The 16,384-nt window shown below is 58.0% G+C and carries 16 protein-coding genes; 8 read left to right on the forward strand and 8 right to left on the reverse strand.

Annotation, left to right across the window (positions count from 1 at the left end):
- Positions 1-94: 94 nt before the first annotated feature.
- Positions 95-631 carry a transcription elongation factor GreB gene (gene greB, locus ADS46_RS06275; RefSeq protein ID WP_082926006.1) on the forward strand — a complete coding sequence of 179 codons (537 nt, stop codon included), beginning with the start codon at positions 95-97 and terminating at the stop codon, positions 629-631.
- Here greB and ADS46_RS06280 read toward each other — a convergent pair whose 3' ends face one another.
- Both ADS46_RS06280 and ADS46_RS06285 read right to left on the reverse strand, forming a co-directional pair.
- On the reverse strand, positions 632-1,630 hold the full coding sequence (locus ADS46_RS06280; protein WP_066317739.1) for a methyltransferase: 999 nt from the start codon (positions 1,628-1,630) through the stop codon (positions 632-634).
- On the reverse strand, positions 1,627-2,436 hold the full coding sequence (locus ADS46_RS06285) for a methyltransferase domain-containing protein (RefSeq protein ID WP_066317741.1): 810 nt from the start codon (positions 2,434-2,436) through the stop codon (positions 1,627-1,629). The genes ADS46_RS06280 and ADS46_RS06285 overlap by 4 nt, the downstream gene beginning before the upstream one ends.
- Positions 2,437-2,885: 449 nt before the next feature.
- Here ADS46_RS06285 and ADS46_RS06290 point away from each other — a divergent pair, with 449 nt between their 5' ends.
- From ADS46_RS06290 to kduD, 4 genes are read left to right on the forward strand one after another with little or no spacing between them, the layout of a single operon-like run.
- The gene (locus ADS46_RS06290) at positions 2,886-3,869 is read left to right on the forward strand and encodes a sugar kinase (protein ID WP_066317743.1); all 984 of its coding nucleotides are present in this window, start codon (positions 2,886-2,888) and stop codon (positions 3,867-3,869) included.
- A 45-nt stretch (positions 3,870-3,914) separates the two neighbouring features.
- The gene (locus tag ADS46_RS06295; RefSeq protein ID WP_066317746.1) at positions 3,915-4,889 is read left to right on the forward strand and encodes a 2-hydroxyacid dehydrogenase; all 975 of its coding nucleotides are present in this window, start codon (positions 3,915-3,917) and stop codon (positions 4,887-4,889) included.
- Positions 4,886-5,581, forward strand: coding sequence for an HAD family hydrolase (locus ADS46_RS06300; RefSeq protein WP_066317748.1), 696 nt, complete (start codon positions 4,886-4,888; stop codon positions 5,579-5,581). The genes ADS46_RS06295 and ADS46_RS06300 overlap by 4 nt, the downstream gene beginning before the upstream one ends.
- Before the next feature lie 47 nt (positions 5,582-5,628).
- Positions 5,629-6,381: a 2-dehydro-3-deoxy-D-gluconate 5-dehydrogenase KduD gene (gene kduD / locus ADS46_RS06305; protein ID WP_066317756.1), complete on the forward strand. Its 753-nt coding sequence runs from the start codon at positions 5,629-5,631 to the stop codon at positions 6,379-6,381.
- 27 nt (positions 6,382-6,408) lie between these two features.
- Here the strand turns inward: kduD and uxuA are convergent, their stop codons facing one another.
- Positions 6,409-7,587, reverse strand: a complete 1,179-nt coding sequence (gene uxuA, locus ADS46_RS06310) for a mannonate dehydratase (protein WP_066317758.1) — start codon at positions 7,585-7,587, stop codon at positions 6,409-6,411.
- A 280-nt stretch (positions 7,588-7,867) separates the two neighbouring features.
- Between uxuA and ADS46_RS06315 the strand changes: the two genes are divergently transcribed.
- The 3 genes from ADS46_RS06315 to ADS46_RS06325 all read left to right on the forward strand — a co-directional run bounded on the left by ADS46_RS06315 (position 7,868) and on the right by ADS46_RS06325 (position 11,233).
- Complete coding sequence (locus ADS46_RS06315; RefSeq protein ID WP_066317760.1) at positions 7,868-9,397, forward strand: UxaA family hydrolase; 1,530 nt, start codon at positions 7,868-7,870, stop codon at positions 9,395-9,397.
- 172 nt (positions 9,398-9,569) lie between these two features.
- Complete coding sequence (locus tag ADS46_RS06320) at positions 9,570-10,319, forward strand: SDR family oxidoreductase (protein WP_066317762.1); 750 nt, start codon at positions 9,570-9,572, stop codon at positions 10,317-10,319.
- 62 nt (positions 10,320-10,381) lie between these two features.
- The gene (locus ADS46_RS06325; RefSeq protein WP_066317764.1) at positions 10,382-11,233 is read left to right on the forward strand and encodes a fumarylacetoacetate hydrolase family protein; all 852 of its coding nucleotides are present in this window, start codon (positions 10,382-10,384) and stop codon (positions 11,231-11,233) included.
- An 80-nt stretch (positions 11,234-11,313) separates the two neighbouring features.
- Here the strand turns inward: ADS46_RS06325 and nanR are convergent, their stop codons facing one another.
- The 5 genes from nanR to ADS46_RS06350 form a co-directional block, all read right to left on the reverse strand.
- Complete coding sequence (gene nanR / locus ADS46_RS06330) at positions 11,314-12,036, reverse strand: transcriptional regulator NanR (protein WP_066317767.1); 723 nt, start codon at positions 12,034-12,036, stop codon at positions 11,314-11,316.
- Between the two features lie 109 nt (positions 12,037-12,145).
- Complete coding sequence (locus ADS46_RS06335; protein WP_066317770.1) at positions 12,146-13,222, reverse strand: Ldh family oxidoreductase; 1,077 nt, start codon at positions 13,220-13,222, stop codon at positions 12,146-12,148.
- A gap of 25 nt (positions 13,223-13,247) precedes the next feature.
- Entirely contained in the window at positions 13,248-14,627 is a 1,380-nt protein-coding gene (locus ADS46_RS06340) for a TRAP transporter large permease (RefSeq protein WP_066317772.1), read from the reverse strand.
- A gap of 26 nt (positions 14,628-14,653) precedes the next feature.
- Entirely contained in the window at positions 14,654-15,190 is a 537-nt protein-coding gene (locus tag ADS46_RS06345) for a TRAP transporter small permease (RefSeq protein WP_066317773.1), read from the reverse strand.
- A gap of 63 nt (positions 15,191-15,253) precedes the next feature.
- Positions 15,254-16,252 carry a sialic acid TRAP transporter substrate-binding protein SiaP gene (locus ADS46_RS06350; RefSeq protein ID WP_066317778.1) on the reverse strand — a complete coding sequence of 333 codons (999 nt, stop codon included), beginning with the start codon at positions 16,250-16,252 and terminating at the stop codon, positions 15,254-15,256.
- Positions 16,253-16,384 lie beyond the last annotated feature (132 nt).

A 16,384-nucleotide genomic window follows, 5' to 3' on the forward strand; every position in this document is an offset into this window, starting at 1 on the left:
TTAATCGCCAGTCGCAAATCATTGCCGCGACTCTTCGCCGTACCCTGGCAAATCGCGTTAAAGTGGGGATCGCCTAACCAGAAGGGAGTTGGCAATGAAAGGCCGCAACATGACACGTTGGCGCGACCCGGCAAAAGACCCGCGCCAGGAACCAAAAAGCAACCTGATTACCGCTGAGGGTGCAGCCCGCCTGAGAGGCATTCTGGACCATCTCTCGCGGGTAAAACGCCCGCAAATTTCGGCGAAAGTGGGCGAAGCGGCTGCCCAGGGTGACCGCAGTGAAAACGCCGATTACACCTACAACAAGAAGGAACTCAATCGCGTCATCGCCCGCATTCGTTACCTCACCAAGCGCCTGGATGAGCTCCAGGTGGTGGACCGCCTGCCCGCCAATACGCAAAAAATATTCTTCGGCGCCTTTGTCAGCCTGGAAGACGAAGAAGGTGAAACGCTGTCTCTACGTATTGTTGGCCACGATGAAACCGATACGCAAAAACGCTGGATCAGTATCGATGCCCCCATGGCCAAGGCCTTGCTGGGCAAGGAAGTGGGCGAAGATATAACGGTGCTCACGCCCAACGGCGAGACGTTCTATACCGTGACGGCCATTGACTATGCCCCCAAGCAGTAATTAAGCGCGATAGACCCTGAACCGGCGATTATCCGCCAGGGTCTGGAACTGCTCAAACGCGCTCTGGAGCAGGTCCGGATACGGCAGGAACGCATTGGCAACCAGCATCAATTGGCCCGCTGACGTCAAGTGGGTCGGCGCCTGGCGGATCAGGCGCTGACTGGGTCCATAGCTGACATCACGCTCCTGATGGAAGGGCGGATTGCTGACGATGAGATCAAAGTGTTCGCCCTGCAAGGCGCTGAATACATCACTCTGCAATACACGGCCTTCGAGCCCGTTAACCCTCAGCGTTCGCAGAGTCGACTCAACCGCAAAGGCGCTGACATCCACCGCGGTGACCTGATGCCCGCGATGGGCCAGCCAGGCGCTGATAATTCCGTCTCCGCAGCCCATATCCAGCACGCGCAGAGGGGTGCTGAGTGGTGTGCTGGGAAGCTCGCCATCCAGAACGTCCAGGAGCAGCCGGGTGCCTTCGTCGACCTTGCCATGGCCAAACACGCCGGGGTGGCTGATCAGTGTCAGACCCTGTGCGTCGAAGCGCGTCCACACATCGTCCCCGGAAGCGCGTTTTACCGTGCGAGTCGCAAATAGGGAACAGCGTCGGGCGTTATCCAGCTTGTCGCACTCCATGCCCCGTTCGGCGAGCACCTTGGGGACGCGCTTGATACCACCATTGTGTTCGCCGACGACCTCTATCGGCGTGTCGGCTGGCAAACCCTCACATAGCCACTCCAGCCACCAGATACCCAACTGATGGGCCTTGGGCCAGAACAGCACCACCTCGCTTGCCAGAGACTCAACGCTCTCCTCCTCAAATGGGCTAAACGCTGACTTACCCTTGGCGCGCCACGCATCAAGCACGGCCAAGTCAGCGCTGATGACACCCGCTGACTGCTCGATCAGCCAGGGGGCCAGCGGCGGACCGACCACCCAGAGTGGCCCATGGCGGACTGGCTGTCGTTCAAGCAGTTGGCAGGCAGGCGTTTGGGCACTCATTCGCTGGTCTCCGGTTTGCTGAGGGTATAAAGCAGGTAGCGACCCAGACGCCAGTGGGGGTCCTGTCGGCAGTAGCATTTTTCCAGCGCCAGCAGCGTGTCGCGCTCGCGTGGCGCTAACGCGGGCTGGCGTAAATAGTCCTGAAAGACTCGAATACCGGCTACCGACTCAACAACCAAGCCATTTTCCCCGCTCCACTGCACAACCTGGTCGTGGGTGATGGGCGAAATGGGCGTCAGTCGCTGGCCCCTGCCCTGACCCTCAAGCTGGTCGCTTAAGGCTTTTTGTAAGTTACCTTTCATGGCATTGGAAAAACGCAGCGCATCACGGTTAAACACCATGAGACTCAGTTGACCGCCTGGGGCGAGCAGGCTCGCCAGCGTTTGCATGGCCAAACGCGGCTCGCCGAGCCATTCCAGTACCGCGTGGCAGGCAATGAGTGGCCAGGGACCTGGGGCGTGCTGCCGAATCGTTTGCAGAGGCGCCTGCAGGTACTCAATCGCATCGCTGGGCAGCTCATTGGCATCACGATGCCAGTTTTTTGCATGGTCCAGCATTTCGCCAGAGGGCTCTGCCATCGTGACCTTATGCCCTCGCTCTGCAAACCACGCAGTTTGCTGGCCCAGGCCACCGCCGATATCCAATACTGCCTGCTGCTGTAAATTCAGCATCTGCGGTAATAAATAGTCGAGCATAGCCAGACGCAACTCGCCTCTGGGCGCCTGGTAGAGCGAGCGGGAAAACTTGTCGACCAGGCCGTCGAAGTAACGATCGCCCGCTTGGGTCAATTCATAATGTGGATGCATTCAATGGGCCGAGCGTTGTCTCAAAGCCGTGTAGTTTAACTTGCTTGAACGCGGAACGCTTGCCAGCCTTGGCAAAAGAGAACGCTATCCAGCGGCAGACTTTAGGGCCTGTTGATGTTTCATCGCGAACCGCGTTGCACCACAAAGCGCGTCAGACAAGGCGCAAAACGCAGGGAAGGGTGGTTCCCTTTTCAAGTTTTGCAACGCCGTATGGCGCGCTTTGTGGTGCAACCCGAAGGGCTGGGCCCGTTTTTACCCGCGGCGGCGTTAGTCGTCGTTCATTTGGAATAACCAAACATCTCTCCTCCTGCCTTGCCGCGAATAAAAACGGACTCCAGCGCGGCCGTGAATGAAACGTCAACAGGCCCTAACACTTGCTAAAAAAGCATAGGCATAAATGCTATTGTTGCCTTGGCTCGGCGATAAACAATATAAAGGAATAATTTACCATGCCTCATTCCACCTCTACCCCACCAGAAGTTCTTACCTTTGGCGAAGCCATGGCCATGTTTGTGGCGGATTCGCCGGGGGATTTATCCGGCATTGAGGGATTCCACCGCCGCTTGGCCGGTGCCGACAACAATGTTGCCATCGGCCTCTCAAGGTTAGGCTTTCACGTAGGCTGGCTTAGCCGGGTGGGGAGCGATAGCTTCGGCAAGTTTATTCAGGCGGCGTTAACCGCGGAAGGAATCGATGGCCGCTATATTCACGCCGATGCACAGCACCCCACCGGACTGCTCTTTAAAGAGCGCGCCCAGGACGGCGCCGACCCGCGAGTCGAATATTTCAGACGTGGCAGTGCTGCCAGTCACCTGACGGTTGACGACGCCCAGCATGTCGACTTTCAAGCACTTAACCACCTTCACGCAACGGGCATTACACCGGCGTTATCTGAAAGCGCCTGCCAGCTTAGCCATCATTTGATGGAACAGGCCCGCGCCCATGGTGCCAGTGTTTCCTTTGACCCTAATTTGCGACCGTCACTTTGGCCCAACGAAAACGTTATGCGATCGACCCTCAACGAACTCGCCGGCCGTGCCGACTGGGTACTACCAGGGCTTTCCGAGGGCCAGCTACTCACAGGGCAAAAGACGCCTTACGACATAGCAGGCTACTATCTGGATCAAGGTGCTTCGGCGGTGGTTATCAAACTGGGGCCGGAAGGCAGCTATTACCGAGGCAGCTTAGATGGGAAAGAGGAGAGCTTTACGGTAAGCGGTTGCCCTGTCGCTGAAGTAGTGGATACCGTAGGTGCAGGCGATGGCTTTGCCGTTGGCGTAATCAGCGCCCTGCTTGATGGCTGCTCAGCACGCCAAGCCGCCCAGCGGGGAAATTTAATTGGTGCTCAGGCCGTTCAAGTCATTGGTGATATGGAAGGCCTGCCTGGTCGCGAGCGTTTACAGGTGCTTGAAGCAGAGCAACCCACCGCCTGACCCGCCTCGCTTTTTTGTAGCCGCTTTTTTACCCTGGAGATAACAATGCAAAAACGGTTAATGGTTCAAGGACGACTCAGCGATGCCCAACTGGGTGAGCTAAGCGATTTATTTAAGGTAGATGTGCTGGCAAAAACCTCCGCGCTTGATGCCCCTGAAAATCGCGCTCTATTAGCAGAGGCGCACGGCATTATCGGTTCCGGCTTGGCAATCACCCCTCAGTTGCTGGACGCAGCCCCCAACTTGGAAGTCATCGCGACCGTTTCTGTTGGCTATGACAACATCCCCGTTGATGAACTGACCAAGCGCGGCATCATGCTGTGCAATACGCCGGATGTGCTTACCGAAACCACCGCCGATACGGGGTTTGCACTGATCATGGCCACCGCGCGTCGGGTAGTGGAATTAGCCGAGTGGGTGAAAGCAGGCGAATGGCAAGCCAGTATTGGCCCCGCTTCGTTTGGTAGCGATGTGCATGGCAAAACCCTGGGCATGGTCGGCTTTGGCCGCATTGGGCAGGCAGTGGCCAGGCGCGGTGCGCTGGGCTTTGGCATGCCGGTGCTCTACTCCAACGCCTCCCCAAAGCCCGCATTAGAACGCGAGCTTGGCGCTAAGCGGTGCGAACTTAACCAACTGCTGGCCGAAGCTGACTTTGTCTGTGTCACAGTACCGCTGACTGCCGAGACCGAACACCTGATCGGCGCCAAAGAATTTGCACAAATGAAACCAACCGGCATTTTCATCAATATTGCCCGCGGCAAAGTCGTCGATGAAGCGGCATTGATACACGCTCTGGAGAGTGGCGCTATACAAGCAGCCGGGCTGGATGTCTTCGAGCAGGAGCCGCTCGCCACCTCGTCACCGCTACCGACGATGGCCAATGTGGTCGCCCTGCCCCATATCGGCTCCGCCACCCATGAAACCCGCGACGCCATGGCCCAGCGGGCGGTGGATAATATTCGCATGGCGCTTCAGGGTGAACGACCCATTAGCCTGGTCAATCAGGAAGCCTATCAATGAATTCTTCGCCGAACACGACCACACCGCTCTGCCTGCTGTTTGACTGCGATGGCACCCTGGTGGACAGCGAGATACTGCTTGCCGAGGTGATGGGCGAGATTCTTCCTGAATTCGGCCTACCCTTTTCAGCTCGGCAGTATATGGATGAATTTCGCGGGGTACGTTTCCAGACCATCGTTCAAACACTGGAAAAGCGTTTTCAGGCGCTGGAAGAAGGCGCCTTCTCCCAGCTTGAAGCAGGCATGCGGGCACGCATGGAAGCCCGCATGCGTGCCGAACTGGTAGCGATCACTGGCATACCCACCGCGCTAGAACAGCTAAGCAAACATCCCATGGCCGTGGTATCCAATGGCCCCGAACGCAAGATCCGTTGCGCGCTGGAAAGCACCGCGTTAGGCCACCATTTTGAAGGCAGGCTGTTCAGCGCCTACACCCTCAACGTATGGAAGCCAGATCCCGAGCTGTATCGCAAGGCGGGCGCCGCCATGGGCTATACTCCCCAGCAGTGCGTGGTGATCGATGATGCGGCGGTGGGTGTCGAGGCAGGCCTAGCGGCAGGCATGCACGTGATTCATCTCAACCACTTTCCTGGAGAGGAAATCACTCCCGACGGTGCGATCGGCATTCTGCATGCCAGTGAATTACCCAACGCGATTGCCAAGCTATCCACCAACGTGCCTGCCGACGTTTAATACTTGGAGTTGACACATATTGGTGAAAATCGGCTCAGGAGGATTCAATGAGGTTATTTTCATTGCAAGATCAAGTGGCGATGGTTACCGGCTGCAACAAAGGCTTAGGCCAAGGCATGGCCGTGGCCCTGGCCGAAGCGGGTGCTGATATTGTCGGTGTCAGCCGCCGCCCTGCCGAGGAAACCCGCCAGCAGGTTGAAGCCTTAGGCAAGCGCTTTTACGCTGTTGAAGCAGAGTTAGGCAATGATTCGCCTAACGACATTGTTCATCAAGCGGTCACTCAGGCGGGTAAGCTGGACATCTTGGTCAATAATGCGGGAACGATTCGCCGGGCACCGGCTATCGAGTTCACCGAAGAAGACTGGGACGAGGTGATAGACATCAATTTGAAGGCAGCGTTCTTTCTCTCCCAGCAGGTGGCTAAACACCTCATTGAGCGCGAGGCGCCGGGCAAGATCGTCAATATTGCCTCCCTGCTGTCGTTCCAAGGCGGTATTCGCGTGCCCTCCTACACCGCCAGCAAAAGCGGCATCCTCGGCCTAACCCGCCTGATGGCCAACGAATGGGCTGCACACGATATAAACGTCAATGCCATCGCCCCAGGGTACATGGCGACCGATAATACCCAGGCGCTGCGCGATGACCCCAAGCGCCACGATGAAATACTCGGACGCATTCCAGCGGGCCGCTGGGGCACGCCCGAAGATCTAGCGGGTGCCGTGATCTTTTTATGCTCCGACGCTGCCCGCTACGTTCATGGTCATACCCTGGCAGTAGACGGTGGCTGGCTCGCCCGCTAAACAATATCAAGCGGTTAACTGTCGTGACTAGCCAGCCGTCGACTGCTGCAACACGAACTCTACGCCACGCAATTCAGCCAAGCCGCGCATGCGCCCGTAAAGCGGGTAACCCGGTGCCGTATGGCGCTGTTGATCATCAAGAAGCTGGTGACCGTGATCCGGGCGCATCGGTAAACGTGCCCCACCCTCGCGTTCGCGGCGCCGCTCTTCTTTCACCAGCGCATGAATGACCCCCACCATGTCCACATCACCGGCTAGGTGCGGGGCCTCGTGAAAAGACAGGTTATCCGCTTCGCGCTGCGTGGCACGCAGATGGATAAAATGAATATGTGGGGCGAAGTGGCGGGTCATGGCCACCAAGTCATTATCTTCACGGACGCCATAAGACCCTGTGCAAAGCGTCAAACCATTGGCGGGGCTGGGCACACGATCGATAATCCACTGGGCATCCTCGCGCGTCGATACCACCCGGGGCAATCCCAGCAACGGCCGGGGCGGGTCATCCGGGTGGATGGCCATACGAATGCCCACCTCTTCCGCCACTGGAATAACCGCCTGCAGAAAGTAACCCAGGTTTTCTCGCAGCCGGGCGGCGTCGACATCGGCATACTCTTGCAACACAGCACGAAACTGCTCAAGGGTGTAATGCTCTTCGGCGCCGGGCAGCCCGGCGATCAGCGTATTGACTAATTGGTCACGGCCAGCGCTATCCAAGCCTTCCAGATAACGACTTGCCTGAGCTTTATCCTCAGCGCTGTAGTCTTGATCAGCCCCTGGTCGCCGCAGCAGATAAAGATCGAAGGCCGCAAAAGCCACCTGATCAAAGCGCAGCGCCAAGGCGCCATCAGCTAATTCATAGGTCAGGTCAGTACGTGTCCAATCGAGTACCGGCATGAAGTTATAGCAAACGGTGTCGATACCGCAGGCCGCTAGATGACGCAGCGTCTGGCAATACGTTTCGATCAGCGCGTCACGTTCTGGCAGTCCTTTCTTGATCGACTCATGGACCGGGACGCTCTCCACCACCGACCATGTCAAACCAGCGGCTTCGATCATCTGCTGACGCTCGCGAATCGCCTCAACCGGCCATACCTGATCATTAGGCACCTCATGCAGGGCGGTAACGATACCGGTTGCGCCTGTCTGGCGAATCTCGTCCAGTCGAATCGCATCATTCGGGCCAAACCAGCGCCAGGTGTGTTCCATGGTGATCTCCTTTTTTTGTTAGCCCCTAACCATGCTTCAGCGCTGCGAGCGCCTCCTCCAGGCCTTCCTGGGTCAACGTCTAGTACGTCGCCACCAGTGCGTCAGCATCACGACCATGCGCTTGCGGCTACTGAACCAAGCCGACCGCTCACAAAGCCTTGACTCAACTCAAGGGCTCATATAAACGTGTAATATGGTGGCATGACAGCTATACCATCACACCAAGGATAGCCCTGAGCCCGACGGTATGCGAACTGCCTGTCACGATTTGGAGAAAACGATGGAACTTATCAATGATTACCCGATGGTGATCAGCCTGGACCCTGATGACAATGTGGGCGTTGCCACCCGGAATATCGCCGAAGGGCTTTCGCTCAGTCAGGCATTAGGGGCTGCACGAGAAAACATCATGGCCGGCCACAAGGTGGCGCTGGTCGATATCGAGGCGAACACCCCCGTCGTAAAATATGGGCAGACGATAGGCCTGGCCAGCCAGCCGATCCGTGCGGGTGACCATGTCCACACACATAATCTGGCCATGCTGGAGCGTGATACGTCGCTTGAAAACTTCACTCCCGCCGCACCGACACCCATCGTGGAGAGTGACCTGACCTTCAATGGCTTTCACCGCAGTGATAGCCGCGTCGGTACCCGTAACTACATTGGCATCGTGGCCACGGTCAATTGCTCGGCGACCGTGGTCAAGGCCACCGCGGATCAACTTAACGCGTCGGCAGGGCTTGAAAAACTCGGCTTCGATGGTGTGGTTCCCGTCACGCATGGGTCAGGCTGCGCCATGAACACCGAGTCGGAGGGATTTGCCTTTCTGGAAAGAGTCGTCACCGGCTATGCGGTGAACCCGAATTTCGCGTTTGTGATCGTGATCGGCCTGGGCTGCGAGAGCAACCAGGTAAAGGCGCTGGTCGACAAGTACGGAATGACGGATAGCCAACGGCTCGACTACTTCAACATTCAGGGGGCGGGTGGAACACGTGCCAGTATTAAACTGGCCAGCGACAAGGTACTCGCCATGGCCAATACCCATGCGCATACCGCACGCCAACCATCGCCACTCAAACACCTTACCGTTGCCCTGCAGTGTGGCGGTTCCGATGGCTATTCGGGCATTACCGCCAACCCGGCGCTGGGTTATGCGGCCGACCTCATTGTTCAGCATGGAGGCAGTGTCATTCTGGCCGAGACCCCAGAGATCTACGGCGCCGAACACCTGCTGCTCAACCGGGCCGTCGATATAAACGTTGCTCGCAAGCTACTTGAGCGTATCGCCTGGTGGAAGCACTACACCTGGATCAATGGCGCTGAGCTGAACAACAACCCCTCGCCGGGTAATAAAGCCGGTGGCCTGTCCACGATACTCGAGAAGTCACTGGGTGCCGTTTCCAAGAGTGGCTCCTCAAGCCTCAGTGATGTGCTCGAGTATGCCGAACCCATCAAAAAGCCCGGTTTCAACTTCATGGACAGCCCTGGCTACGACCCGGTCTCCGTGACGGGACAGATTGCCTCCGGGTCGACGATCGTGTGCTTTACCACCGGCCGGGGCTCCGTGTCGGGCTTCAAGCCTGCACCCTGCATCAAGCTTGCCACCAACACCGCCATGTTTGATGCCATGTCGGAGGATATGGATATCAATTGTGGCGGCATCATCGACGGGGATGACACCGTCAGGAGCTGTGGCGAAGCGATATTCCAGAAGATCATTGCCATCGCCTCCGGTGAAGAAACGGCCAGCGAATCGCTGGGCTATGGCAGTAACGAGTTCGTCCCCTGGATGGTGGGCGCCGTCACCTGACCAACAAACGTCATCAGCGATATCTACCAGCTGTCGGCGACCATTTGGCAAAGGCAGTCGATTGGGCCATACTCAAACGAAGATATCGTACTGTCATCCTGTCATACAGCTTATTCATCATAAAACAACAACAGACCAATAGGTCTCAACAAACACGATCACGGAACCTGCCATGCGATTGAATAACAAGACGGCCCTGATCACCGCAGCGGGCCAGGGCATCGGCCGAGCCACTGCGCTGCGATTCGCTGCTGAAGGCGCGCGGGTCATCGCCACGGATATCAATGACGCTACCCTGGCCGAGTTGGCCGGTACGCCCGGCATCGAGACTTGTCAACTGGACGTACTCGATGCAGACGCCATCAAGGCCCTGGCCGATGAACTCGGCCCTGTCGACATTCTTTTCAATTGCGCAGGCTATGTGGCCAACGGCTCCTTGCTGGAAGGTACCGACGATGATTGGGAGCTGTCTTTCTCGCTCAACGTCATGGCCATGATGCGCATGATCCGCGCCATGCTGCCCGCCATGCTCGACAACGGCGGTGGCAGCATCATCAACATGGCCTCGGTAGCGTCGAGCCTCAAGGGCGTGCCCAACCGCTGCGCCTACGGTACCACCAAGGCCGCGGTTCTGGGGCTGACCAAATCGGTAGCTGCCGACTACATCGGCCAGGGCATCCGCTGCAACGCCATCTGCCCAGGCACCGTGGACTCACCGTCGCTGCGCCAGCGCATACGCGCCCAGGCCGAAAAGCAGGGCCGCGATGAGGATGACGTCTACGCCGAATTCAACGCCCGACAGCCCTTGGGCCGTCTGGGCAGCGCCGACGAGATCGCGGCACTTGCCACCTATCTGGCTGCCGACGAATCCGCCTATACCACCGGCACCACTCAGATCATCGATGGCGGCTGGTTAAACTGATAATGCCATGTCAGATGATGGCTAATGCACGACATCAATGCCCACATTTATAAGGAGCACACATGAAATTACTGCGCTTCGGCCCTCCGGGCCACGAAAAGCCCGGCCTGTTGGATACCCAAGGGGTCATTCGCGACCTGTCGGCCCACCTGCCCGATCTCGATGGCCCCCACCTCAGCCGTGACCACCTGTCCGTATTGGCTGAGCTGGATACCGACAAACTGCCGGAAGTGCCTAAAGACACACGCCTCGGCCCCTGCGTCAGCGGTGTCGGCAAGTTCCTGTGCATCGGCCTCAACTACTCCGACCATGCCGCCGAAACCGGTGCCCAGGTGCCCCCCGAGCCGGTGGTGTTCAACAAATGGACAAGCGCCATCTGCGGCCCCGATGACAATGTCATCATCCCGCGTGATTCGCAGAAAACCGATTGGGAAGTCGAACTGGGTGTAGTGATCGGTGAAGGCGGCAAGTACATCGCCGAAGCCGATGCCATGAAACACGTGGCGGGTTATTGCGTGATCAACGATGTTTCCGAGCGCGAGTTTCAGCTCGAACGCAGCGGCACCTGGGACAAGGGCAAGGGCTGCGACACTTTCGGCCCGATGGGCCCCTGGCTGGTCACCCCCGACGAGGTGGCCGACCCGCACGAGCTGGACATGTGGCTCGAGGTGGATGGCAAGCGTTACCAGGACGGCAGCACGCGCACCATGGTGTACCAGATTCCTTTCCTGATCAGCTACCTGAGCCGTTTCATGAGCCTGCAGCCGGGGGATGTGATCTCGACCGGTACCCCGCCAGGCGTCGGCATGGGTCAGAAACCATCGGTCTACCTCCGCCCTGGCCAGCGCATGCGCTTGGGTATCGAGGGGCTGGGCGAACAGAACCAGCAAGTGGTTGCCGATGAACCGAGCTGAAACGAAAGCATCACAACCCACCTCACCGTGAACTGGGAAAGCCCGCTATCTGAACTGCCCCCCCAATCGCCTGTTCGTGCTCAGTTTGACGCTGACAGGCGTTTCTTGAGCTGCATGTAGGTGCCATAGTGGCGGTCCAGGTGGCGGCGCATGGCTGCCTCGGCGGCATCGGGGTCCCGCGATTCGATGGCCTCGATGATTTCGGTATGCGCTGCTGTCGCGGCCTTATCCTCGCCTTCTTGCTGCAGCACTTGTGCACGACGGTCATCAAGCCACTCTGAGAGTGCCACATGAATAGCGTCGAAAATCGGGTTACGCCCGATACTGGCCAGTACCCCATGAAATTCGTTATCTGAACGCTTGAAACGCGCCTCGTCGCCGATGGCATCGCGATTGTCCTGCAGGGCATCGCGCAGGCGCTGGAAGTCTTCTTCACTGGCATTGACGGCGGCGTAACGGGCCAGCGATATCTCGAACATGGCGCGGGCCTCCTGGAAATACTGCTGCCCGTCAGGCTTGGATAGCAGTTGCCGGGTCACCCCCGAAAGGCGTGACATCACCGCCTCGGCCGTAGGCCGAATAACCCGCGCACGCGTCCCGCTATTGATGGCGATCAAGCCCAGCCGCTGAAGGTAGAACAACGCTTCGCGCACCGCCGGACGACCTACCCCAAACTGCTCCATCAGTTCTCGCTCTGAAGGCAATTGCGCATTTTCGCTCAAACGTCCCTCGAGTATCTCGGCCTCCAGTTGCTCGGCTACCTGCTCGGATAGTGTCTTGCGCTCTACCTGATATCGACTCATGCACGCCTTCTCCTGACTGTCCTCGATAAAGAAAACAAACCTTTCTTTATCCTTATGGCCATATTTTACCGCATTTCGCCGTCATTTCGGGGCAGGAAAGGCGTCTTTTTCAGCGCACAGGCGTCAGCGGCTCAACGTCGAACTGCTCGGCCAGCGCGGCATAAGCGGCCTGATTAGCCCTGTCCAGGGGGATGCCATTAGCATCCCGCATGTCAAGGCATCGCCACTCCCGGTCCCCAGGTGCCAGTGCCTCAGCCCCCTCGTTGGCGGGCTGAGCACGCAGGTCCTCGAGGTATTCACGCAGACAGGTTTCAAAGGATGCATTTTCATTAAAGGCATCAGGGTTCATCGCCAGAAAAAAGTGCCCTACTCCCCGCGGTGTCGCCATGTCGGGCCCGCCCATTGGCAAAAGGCGGAAACCGTTAAGCATGCCTGAAAGCGTTGAACTCAATATTTCGACCATGCCACCGAGTCCTGCCCCCTTGAAGCCGAAATCACTTCCGCCGAGCGGTAACAACGCTGACACCTCGGCTGGAGTGCGGGTCACGCGACCCTTGGCATCCGCCGCGACCTGGTCCGGAAGTTCACGACCGATGGCGCCGTACTGCTGAACGCGATTCCAGGGCACCGAGCTGGTCGCCATATCCAGCAGGTAGGGAGCTTGGCCATTGACCGGTGCCGCAAAGGCAATCGGATTGGTGCCATGAAACGGCGACCGTCCCTCGTGCAGCAAGACGAAAGGGTCGGAGTTGCAGAAGGCCATACCGATCAAACCCCGTTCAGCGGCCGCCAGCGCGTAGCAACCTGCAGCGCCAAAGTGGGATGAATTACCCACCGCCACCGCGCCCAGCCCCACTTTTTCGGCCATGTCAGCAGCATGCCCCATGGCCGTGTAGCCCGCCAAATGCCCTAGGCCGTCATCGGCATCCAGATATCCAGTGGCTGGCAGGGGTTGGGTAAACTGCATCTCGGGTCGGCCATTGATACGCCCGCCTTGCAATGCCTGGATATAGTGCGGCAGTAGCCGCAACCCATGGCTGTCCGTCCCCATGCGCGAAGCCGTGACCAGCGCGCGGGTCACGGCCTGGGCGGAGGCCACATCTGCTCCCGCGCGATGCAGAATACGATCGATGAAACGTTCCAGATCAGTAACGGCAACGCGAAAATCAGGCGAATCGGGTGTCATCGACAAACAGCTCCTTAAGTCAAACTCAACGGTAGACCAGGGTTGGCAGCCACAGTGAAATCGCTGGAATGAAGGTCACCAGCAACAGCGAGATCACCAGCGGAATGAGAAACGGCAGCGTGCCGCGCATGCAACTCTCGAAGGAAATGTTCGAGACCCGCGATAGGACATAAAGCACCATACCCACCGGCGGCGTCAGCAGGCCAATCATCAGGTTGAGCACCATGATCACGCCAAAGTGCACCGGATCTACACCCGCGGATACGGCCACCGGCAGCAGCACGGGCACCAGAATGGTGATAGCCGCAATGGTCTCCATGAAGCAGCCAACCAGGATCAGCACAAGATTGATGATAATCAGCAGAGCGATGGGATTATCGGCAAAGGGGCCCAAAAGTCCCATGACATGCTGCGTTACCTGGTTGCTGCTCATGATCCAGGCAAAGATCGAAGCACCCGCGACAATCAGCAGAATGACGGCTGTCGTCTCGATGGTTTCCATGCTGACCTTCATCAGGCGACGCCAGGTGAGGATTCGATACACCACCCCGCCCAGGAAAAGCGCATAGACCACCGCTGCGATGGCGGCCTCGGTGGGGGTAAAGACACCAGAGATGATGCCACCGACGATGATCACCGGTGTCAAAAGGGACAGGAAAGCACGGCGGAACGTCGTCCATAGGTGCGAAATCGAGAATGCCGAATCCCGGGGATAACCGCGACGTTTGGCCATGATCGTGATCATCACCATCAGTGCCACGCCCATCAGCAGACCTGGAATAAGCCCGGCGGCGAACAGCTGACCCACGGAGACCGACGCCATGACGCCGTAGATGACCATGGGCAAGCTGGGCGGGATAATCGGCCCGATTGTTGAAGAGGCGGCCGTGATACCCACCGAGAACTCCTTATCGTAGCCTGCATCGCGCATGGCCTTGATCTCGATAGTCCCGAGGCCACCGGCATCAGCCACCGCCGCACCGGACATGCCGGAAAAGACGATGCTGGCGCCGACATTGACATGGCCCAAACCACCGCGCATCCAACCCATCAACGCCTTGGCAAAATCGAAAATGCGTTTGGTGATACCTCCATTGTTCATCAGGTTGCCCGCCAGGATGAAGAACGGGATCGCCAACAACGGAAAGCTGTCAACGCCGTTGACCATTCGATGCACGACCACCACATCGGGCACGCGCCCGGTGAGATAGACATACAGCAGGCAGGAACCCGCCAGGCTGATGGCAATCGGCACACCCAGCAGCAACATGGTGAACAGCGCGGCAAACAGGAACAGTAGATACTCGCCGAAGAAAGCCAGGGTCAAGCAACCCGATACCGCAAGGGCGGCGACCAGGGGTGAAACCAACGCCCCTCGAGGGCGCATAGCCAGGAAATGGGACATGGGGAAAGCTCCGGCCAAAGTGGTCGTTATGGGGCGTCAGGATGCGAGGGGCTGCGGTTGCGCCAGCGAAGTACCGCTATCTGGATCGCCCGGCCCAACATCAAGAGGAAACCCAATAACACCAGGTAGTAGAGAAAACTCTTGGGGATATCGACGGATGCCATCAACGCCGTGGTCCGGTCGGCGAGTTTCCAGGTGATCCAGGCACCTATGGCGAAGAAGCCAATGCTGACGATATCCACCAGGGTCATGAGCAGCCGACTCATCCAGCCGGGCATATAGCGATAGAAGAATTCGACGGAAATATGCGTACCTGTGCGGACGGCCATGGAGCCTCCCATGAACCCCACGGTCACTAACAGGTAGCGAGCCATCTCTTCCGTCCAGGCAATCGAGTTTCCCAGCACATAGCGGCTGAAGAACTGCATGAACACATCCAGCGCCAGCAGCCAGAACACCACCAGGGTGGCGTAATCCTCGACCCCATAGTCGCGCCATTCAAAGGTATCGTCTTCCTCCATCTGAAAGTCGGATGTTTCGGCAGGCCATTTATCGATTGTCATTTGCAAGCTCCGCAGAAGACGCCACCCCCTTCAGGGGATGGCGTGTCGGCTATGAGAAGAGGCTTACTGACCGATCGCCTGAAGGCGGTCGTAGGCTTCCTGATCCCAGGTCGCATCTTCACCGGTATGGTACGGCACGGTGGCTTCGCGGAATGGCGTGATGTCGACTTCATTGACGGTCACCCCTTGATCCTCGAACCAGGCAACGAGATCTTCTTCGGACTGGAGGATGTCTTCGGTGATTTTCTCACCGGCTTCCATGTAGACCTCGCGGAAAATCTCGCGGTCCTCTTCGGAAAGGCGGTTCCACAGTGGCCCACCGGCAATGGTGATCAGCGAGTCGGTGATGTGCCCGGTCAGGTTGATGTAGTCCTGCACCTCGTAGAAGGCTTTGGCGCGAATGGTCGGCAGTGGGTTCTCCTGGGCATCCACGACCCCTTGTTGAAGCGCGAGATAGACCTCAGCGAAGGCAATAGGCGTCGGATTGGCTCCCACGGCCTCGGGGAACATCATGTACATTGGCGCATTAGGCGTGCGGATCTTGAGGCCTTCCATATCCGCCGGCTCGTTAATGGGTTCATTGGAGGTCACATGACGACGCCCATAGTAGTTCATCGCCAGCGGCACGTTGCCGGTCTCATCTTGGTAGCCCTGGGCGATCTCGTCGAAAAGATCGCTGTCGGCATAGGCACGCCAGTGATCGAAATCGCGGAACATGTAGGGCGCTCCCGCTATACCGATGGGTCCGTAAAAACGCCCGGCGAACTGGTTGCCGGTGTAGATCAGATCCACGGTACCCAGTTGGAGGCCCTCGTTGATATCGGCCTCTTTACCTAGCGACGAGGCGGGATGAACCTCGATCTCGTAGCGGCCGTCGGTGCGCTCCTCGATCTCATCGGCCGCCCACAGCGCCCACTCATGGTAGGGCTCGGATGTCTCGTAGACGTGGGCAAAATTGAGCGTTTCGGCGAAGGCATAGCCGCTTGCCGTCATGCCCGCCAGCAGGAGGGTGCCGGTGGCGAGACGATGGAAGGTTTTGAGTCGGAAGTTGGCGTTACCCATTTTATTGTGCTCCATAGCGTGATGATTGGGGAGTTGGATTGTTGGGTGATTTGAAAGTGAAGGTGATGGACTTTTTGTATACGTGTCATACCATCATAATCCAATCTAGTCGCCAATTCTGGGCAATGCAAC

The sequence above is a fragment of the Halomonas sp. G11 genome, from assembly GCF_001663515.1.
Taxonomy (GTDB): domain Bacteria; phylum Pseudomonadota; class Gammaproteobacteria; order Pseudomonadales; family Halomonadaceae; genus Vreelandella.

What these genes read in the sequence shown, in the direction of transcription:
- ADS46_RS06285 (WP_066317741.1), bottom strand. Translation starts at nt 2,436, where the DNA reads ATGCATCCACATTATGAATTGACCCAAGCGGGCGATCGTTACTTCGAC.
- ADS46_RS06335 (WP_066317770.1), bottom strand. Translation starts at nt 13,222, where the DNA reads ATGACACCCGATTCGCCTGATTTTCGCGTTGCCGTTACTGATCTGGAA.
- ADS46_RS06295 (WP_066317746.1), top strand. Translation starts at nt 3,915, where the DNA reads ATGCAAAAACGGTTAATGGTTCAAGGACGACTCAGCGATGCCCAACTG.
- ADS46_RS06315 (WP_066317760.1), top strand. Translation starts at nt 7,868, where the DNA reads ATGGAACTTATCAATGATTACCCGATGGTGATCAGCCTGGACCCTGAT.
- ADS46_RS06350 (WP_066317778.1), bottom strand. Translation starts at nt 16,252, where the DNA reads ATGGGTAACGCCAACTTCCGACTCAAAACCTTCCATCGTCTCGCCACC.
- nanR (WP_066317767.1), bottom strand. Translation starts at nt 12,036, where the DNA reads ATGAGTCGATATCAGGTAGAGCGCAAGACACTATCCGAGCAGGTAGCC.
- ADS46_RS06300 (WP_066317748.1), top strand. Translation starts at nt 4,886, where the DNA reads ATGAATTCTTCGCCGAACACGACCACACCGCTCTGCCTGCTGTTTGAC.
- greB (WP_082926006.1), top strand. Translation starts at nt 95, where the DNA reads ATGAAAGGCCGCAACATGACACGTTGGCGCGACCCGGCAAAAGACCCG.
- ADS46_RS06340 (WP_066317772.1), bottom strand. Translation starts at nt 14,627, where the DNA reads ATGTCCCATTTCCTGGCTATGCGCCCTCGAGGGGCGTTGGTTTCACCC.
- ADS46_RS06325 (WP_066317764.1), top strand. Translation starts at nt 10,382, where the DNA reads ATGAAATTACTGCGCTTCGGCCCTCCGGGCCACGAAAAGCCCGGCCTG.
- ADS46_RS06290 (WP_066317743.1), top strand. Translation starts at nt 2,886, where the DNA reads ATGCCTCATTCCACCTCTACCCCACCAGAAGTTCTTACCTTTGGCGAA.
- ADS46_RS06345 (WP_066317773.1), bottom strand. Translation starts at nt 15,190, where the DNA reads ATGACAATCGATAAATGGCCTGCCGAAACATCCGACTTTCAGATGGAG.
- uxuA (WP_066317758.1), bottom strand. Translation starts at nt 7,587, where the DNA reads ATGGAACACACCTGGCGCTGGTTTGGCCCGAATGATGCGATTCGACTG.
- ADS46_RS06320 (WP_066317762.1), top strand. Translation starts at nt 9,570, where the DNA reads ATGCGATTGAATAACAAGACGGCCCTGATCACCGCAGCGGGCCAGGGC.
- kduD (WP_066317756.1), top strand. Translation starts at nt 5,629, where the DNA reads ATGAGGTTATTTTCATTGCAAGATCAAGTGGCGATGGTTACCGGCTGC.
- ADS46_RS06280 (WP_066317739.1), bottom strand. Translation starts at nt 1,630, where the DNA reads ATGAGTGCCCAAACGCCTGCCTGCCAACTGCTTGAACGACAGCCAGTC.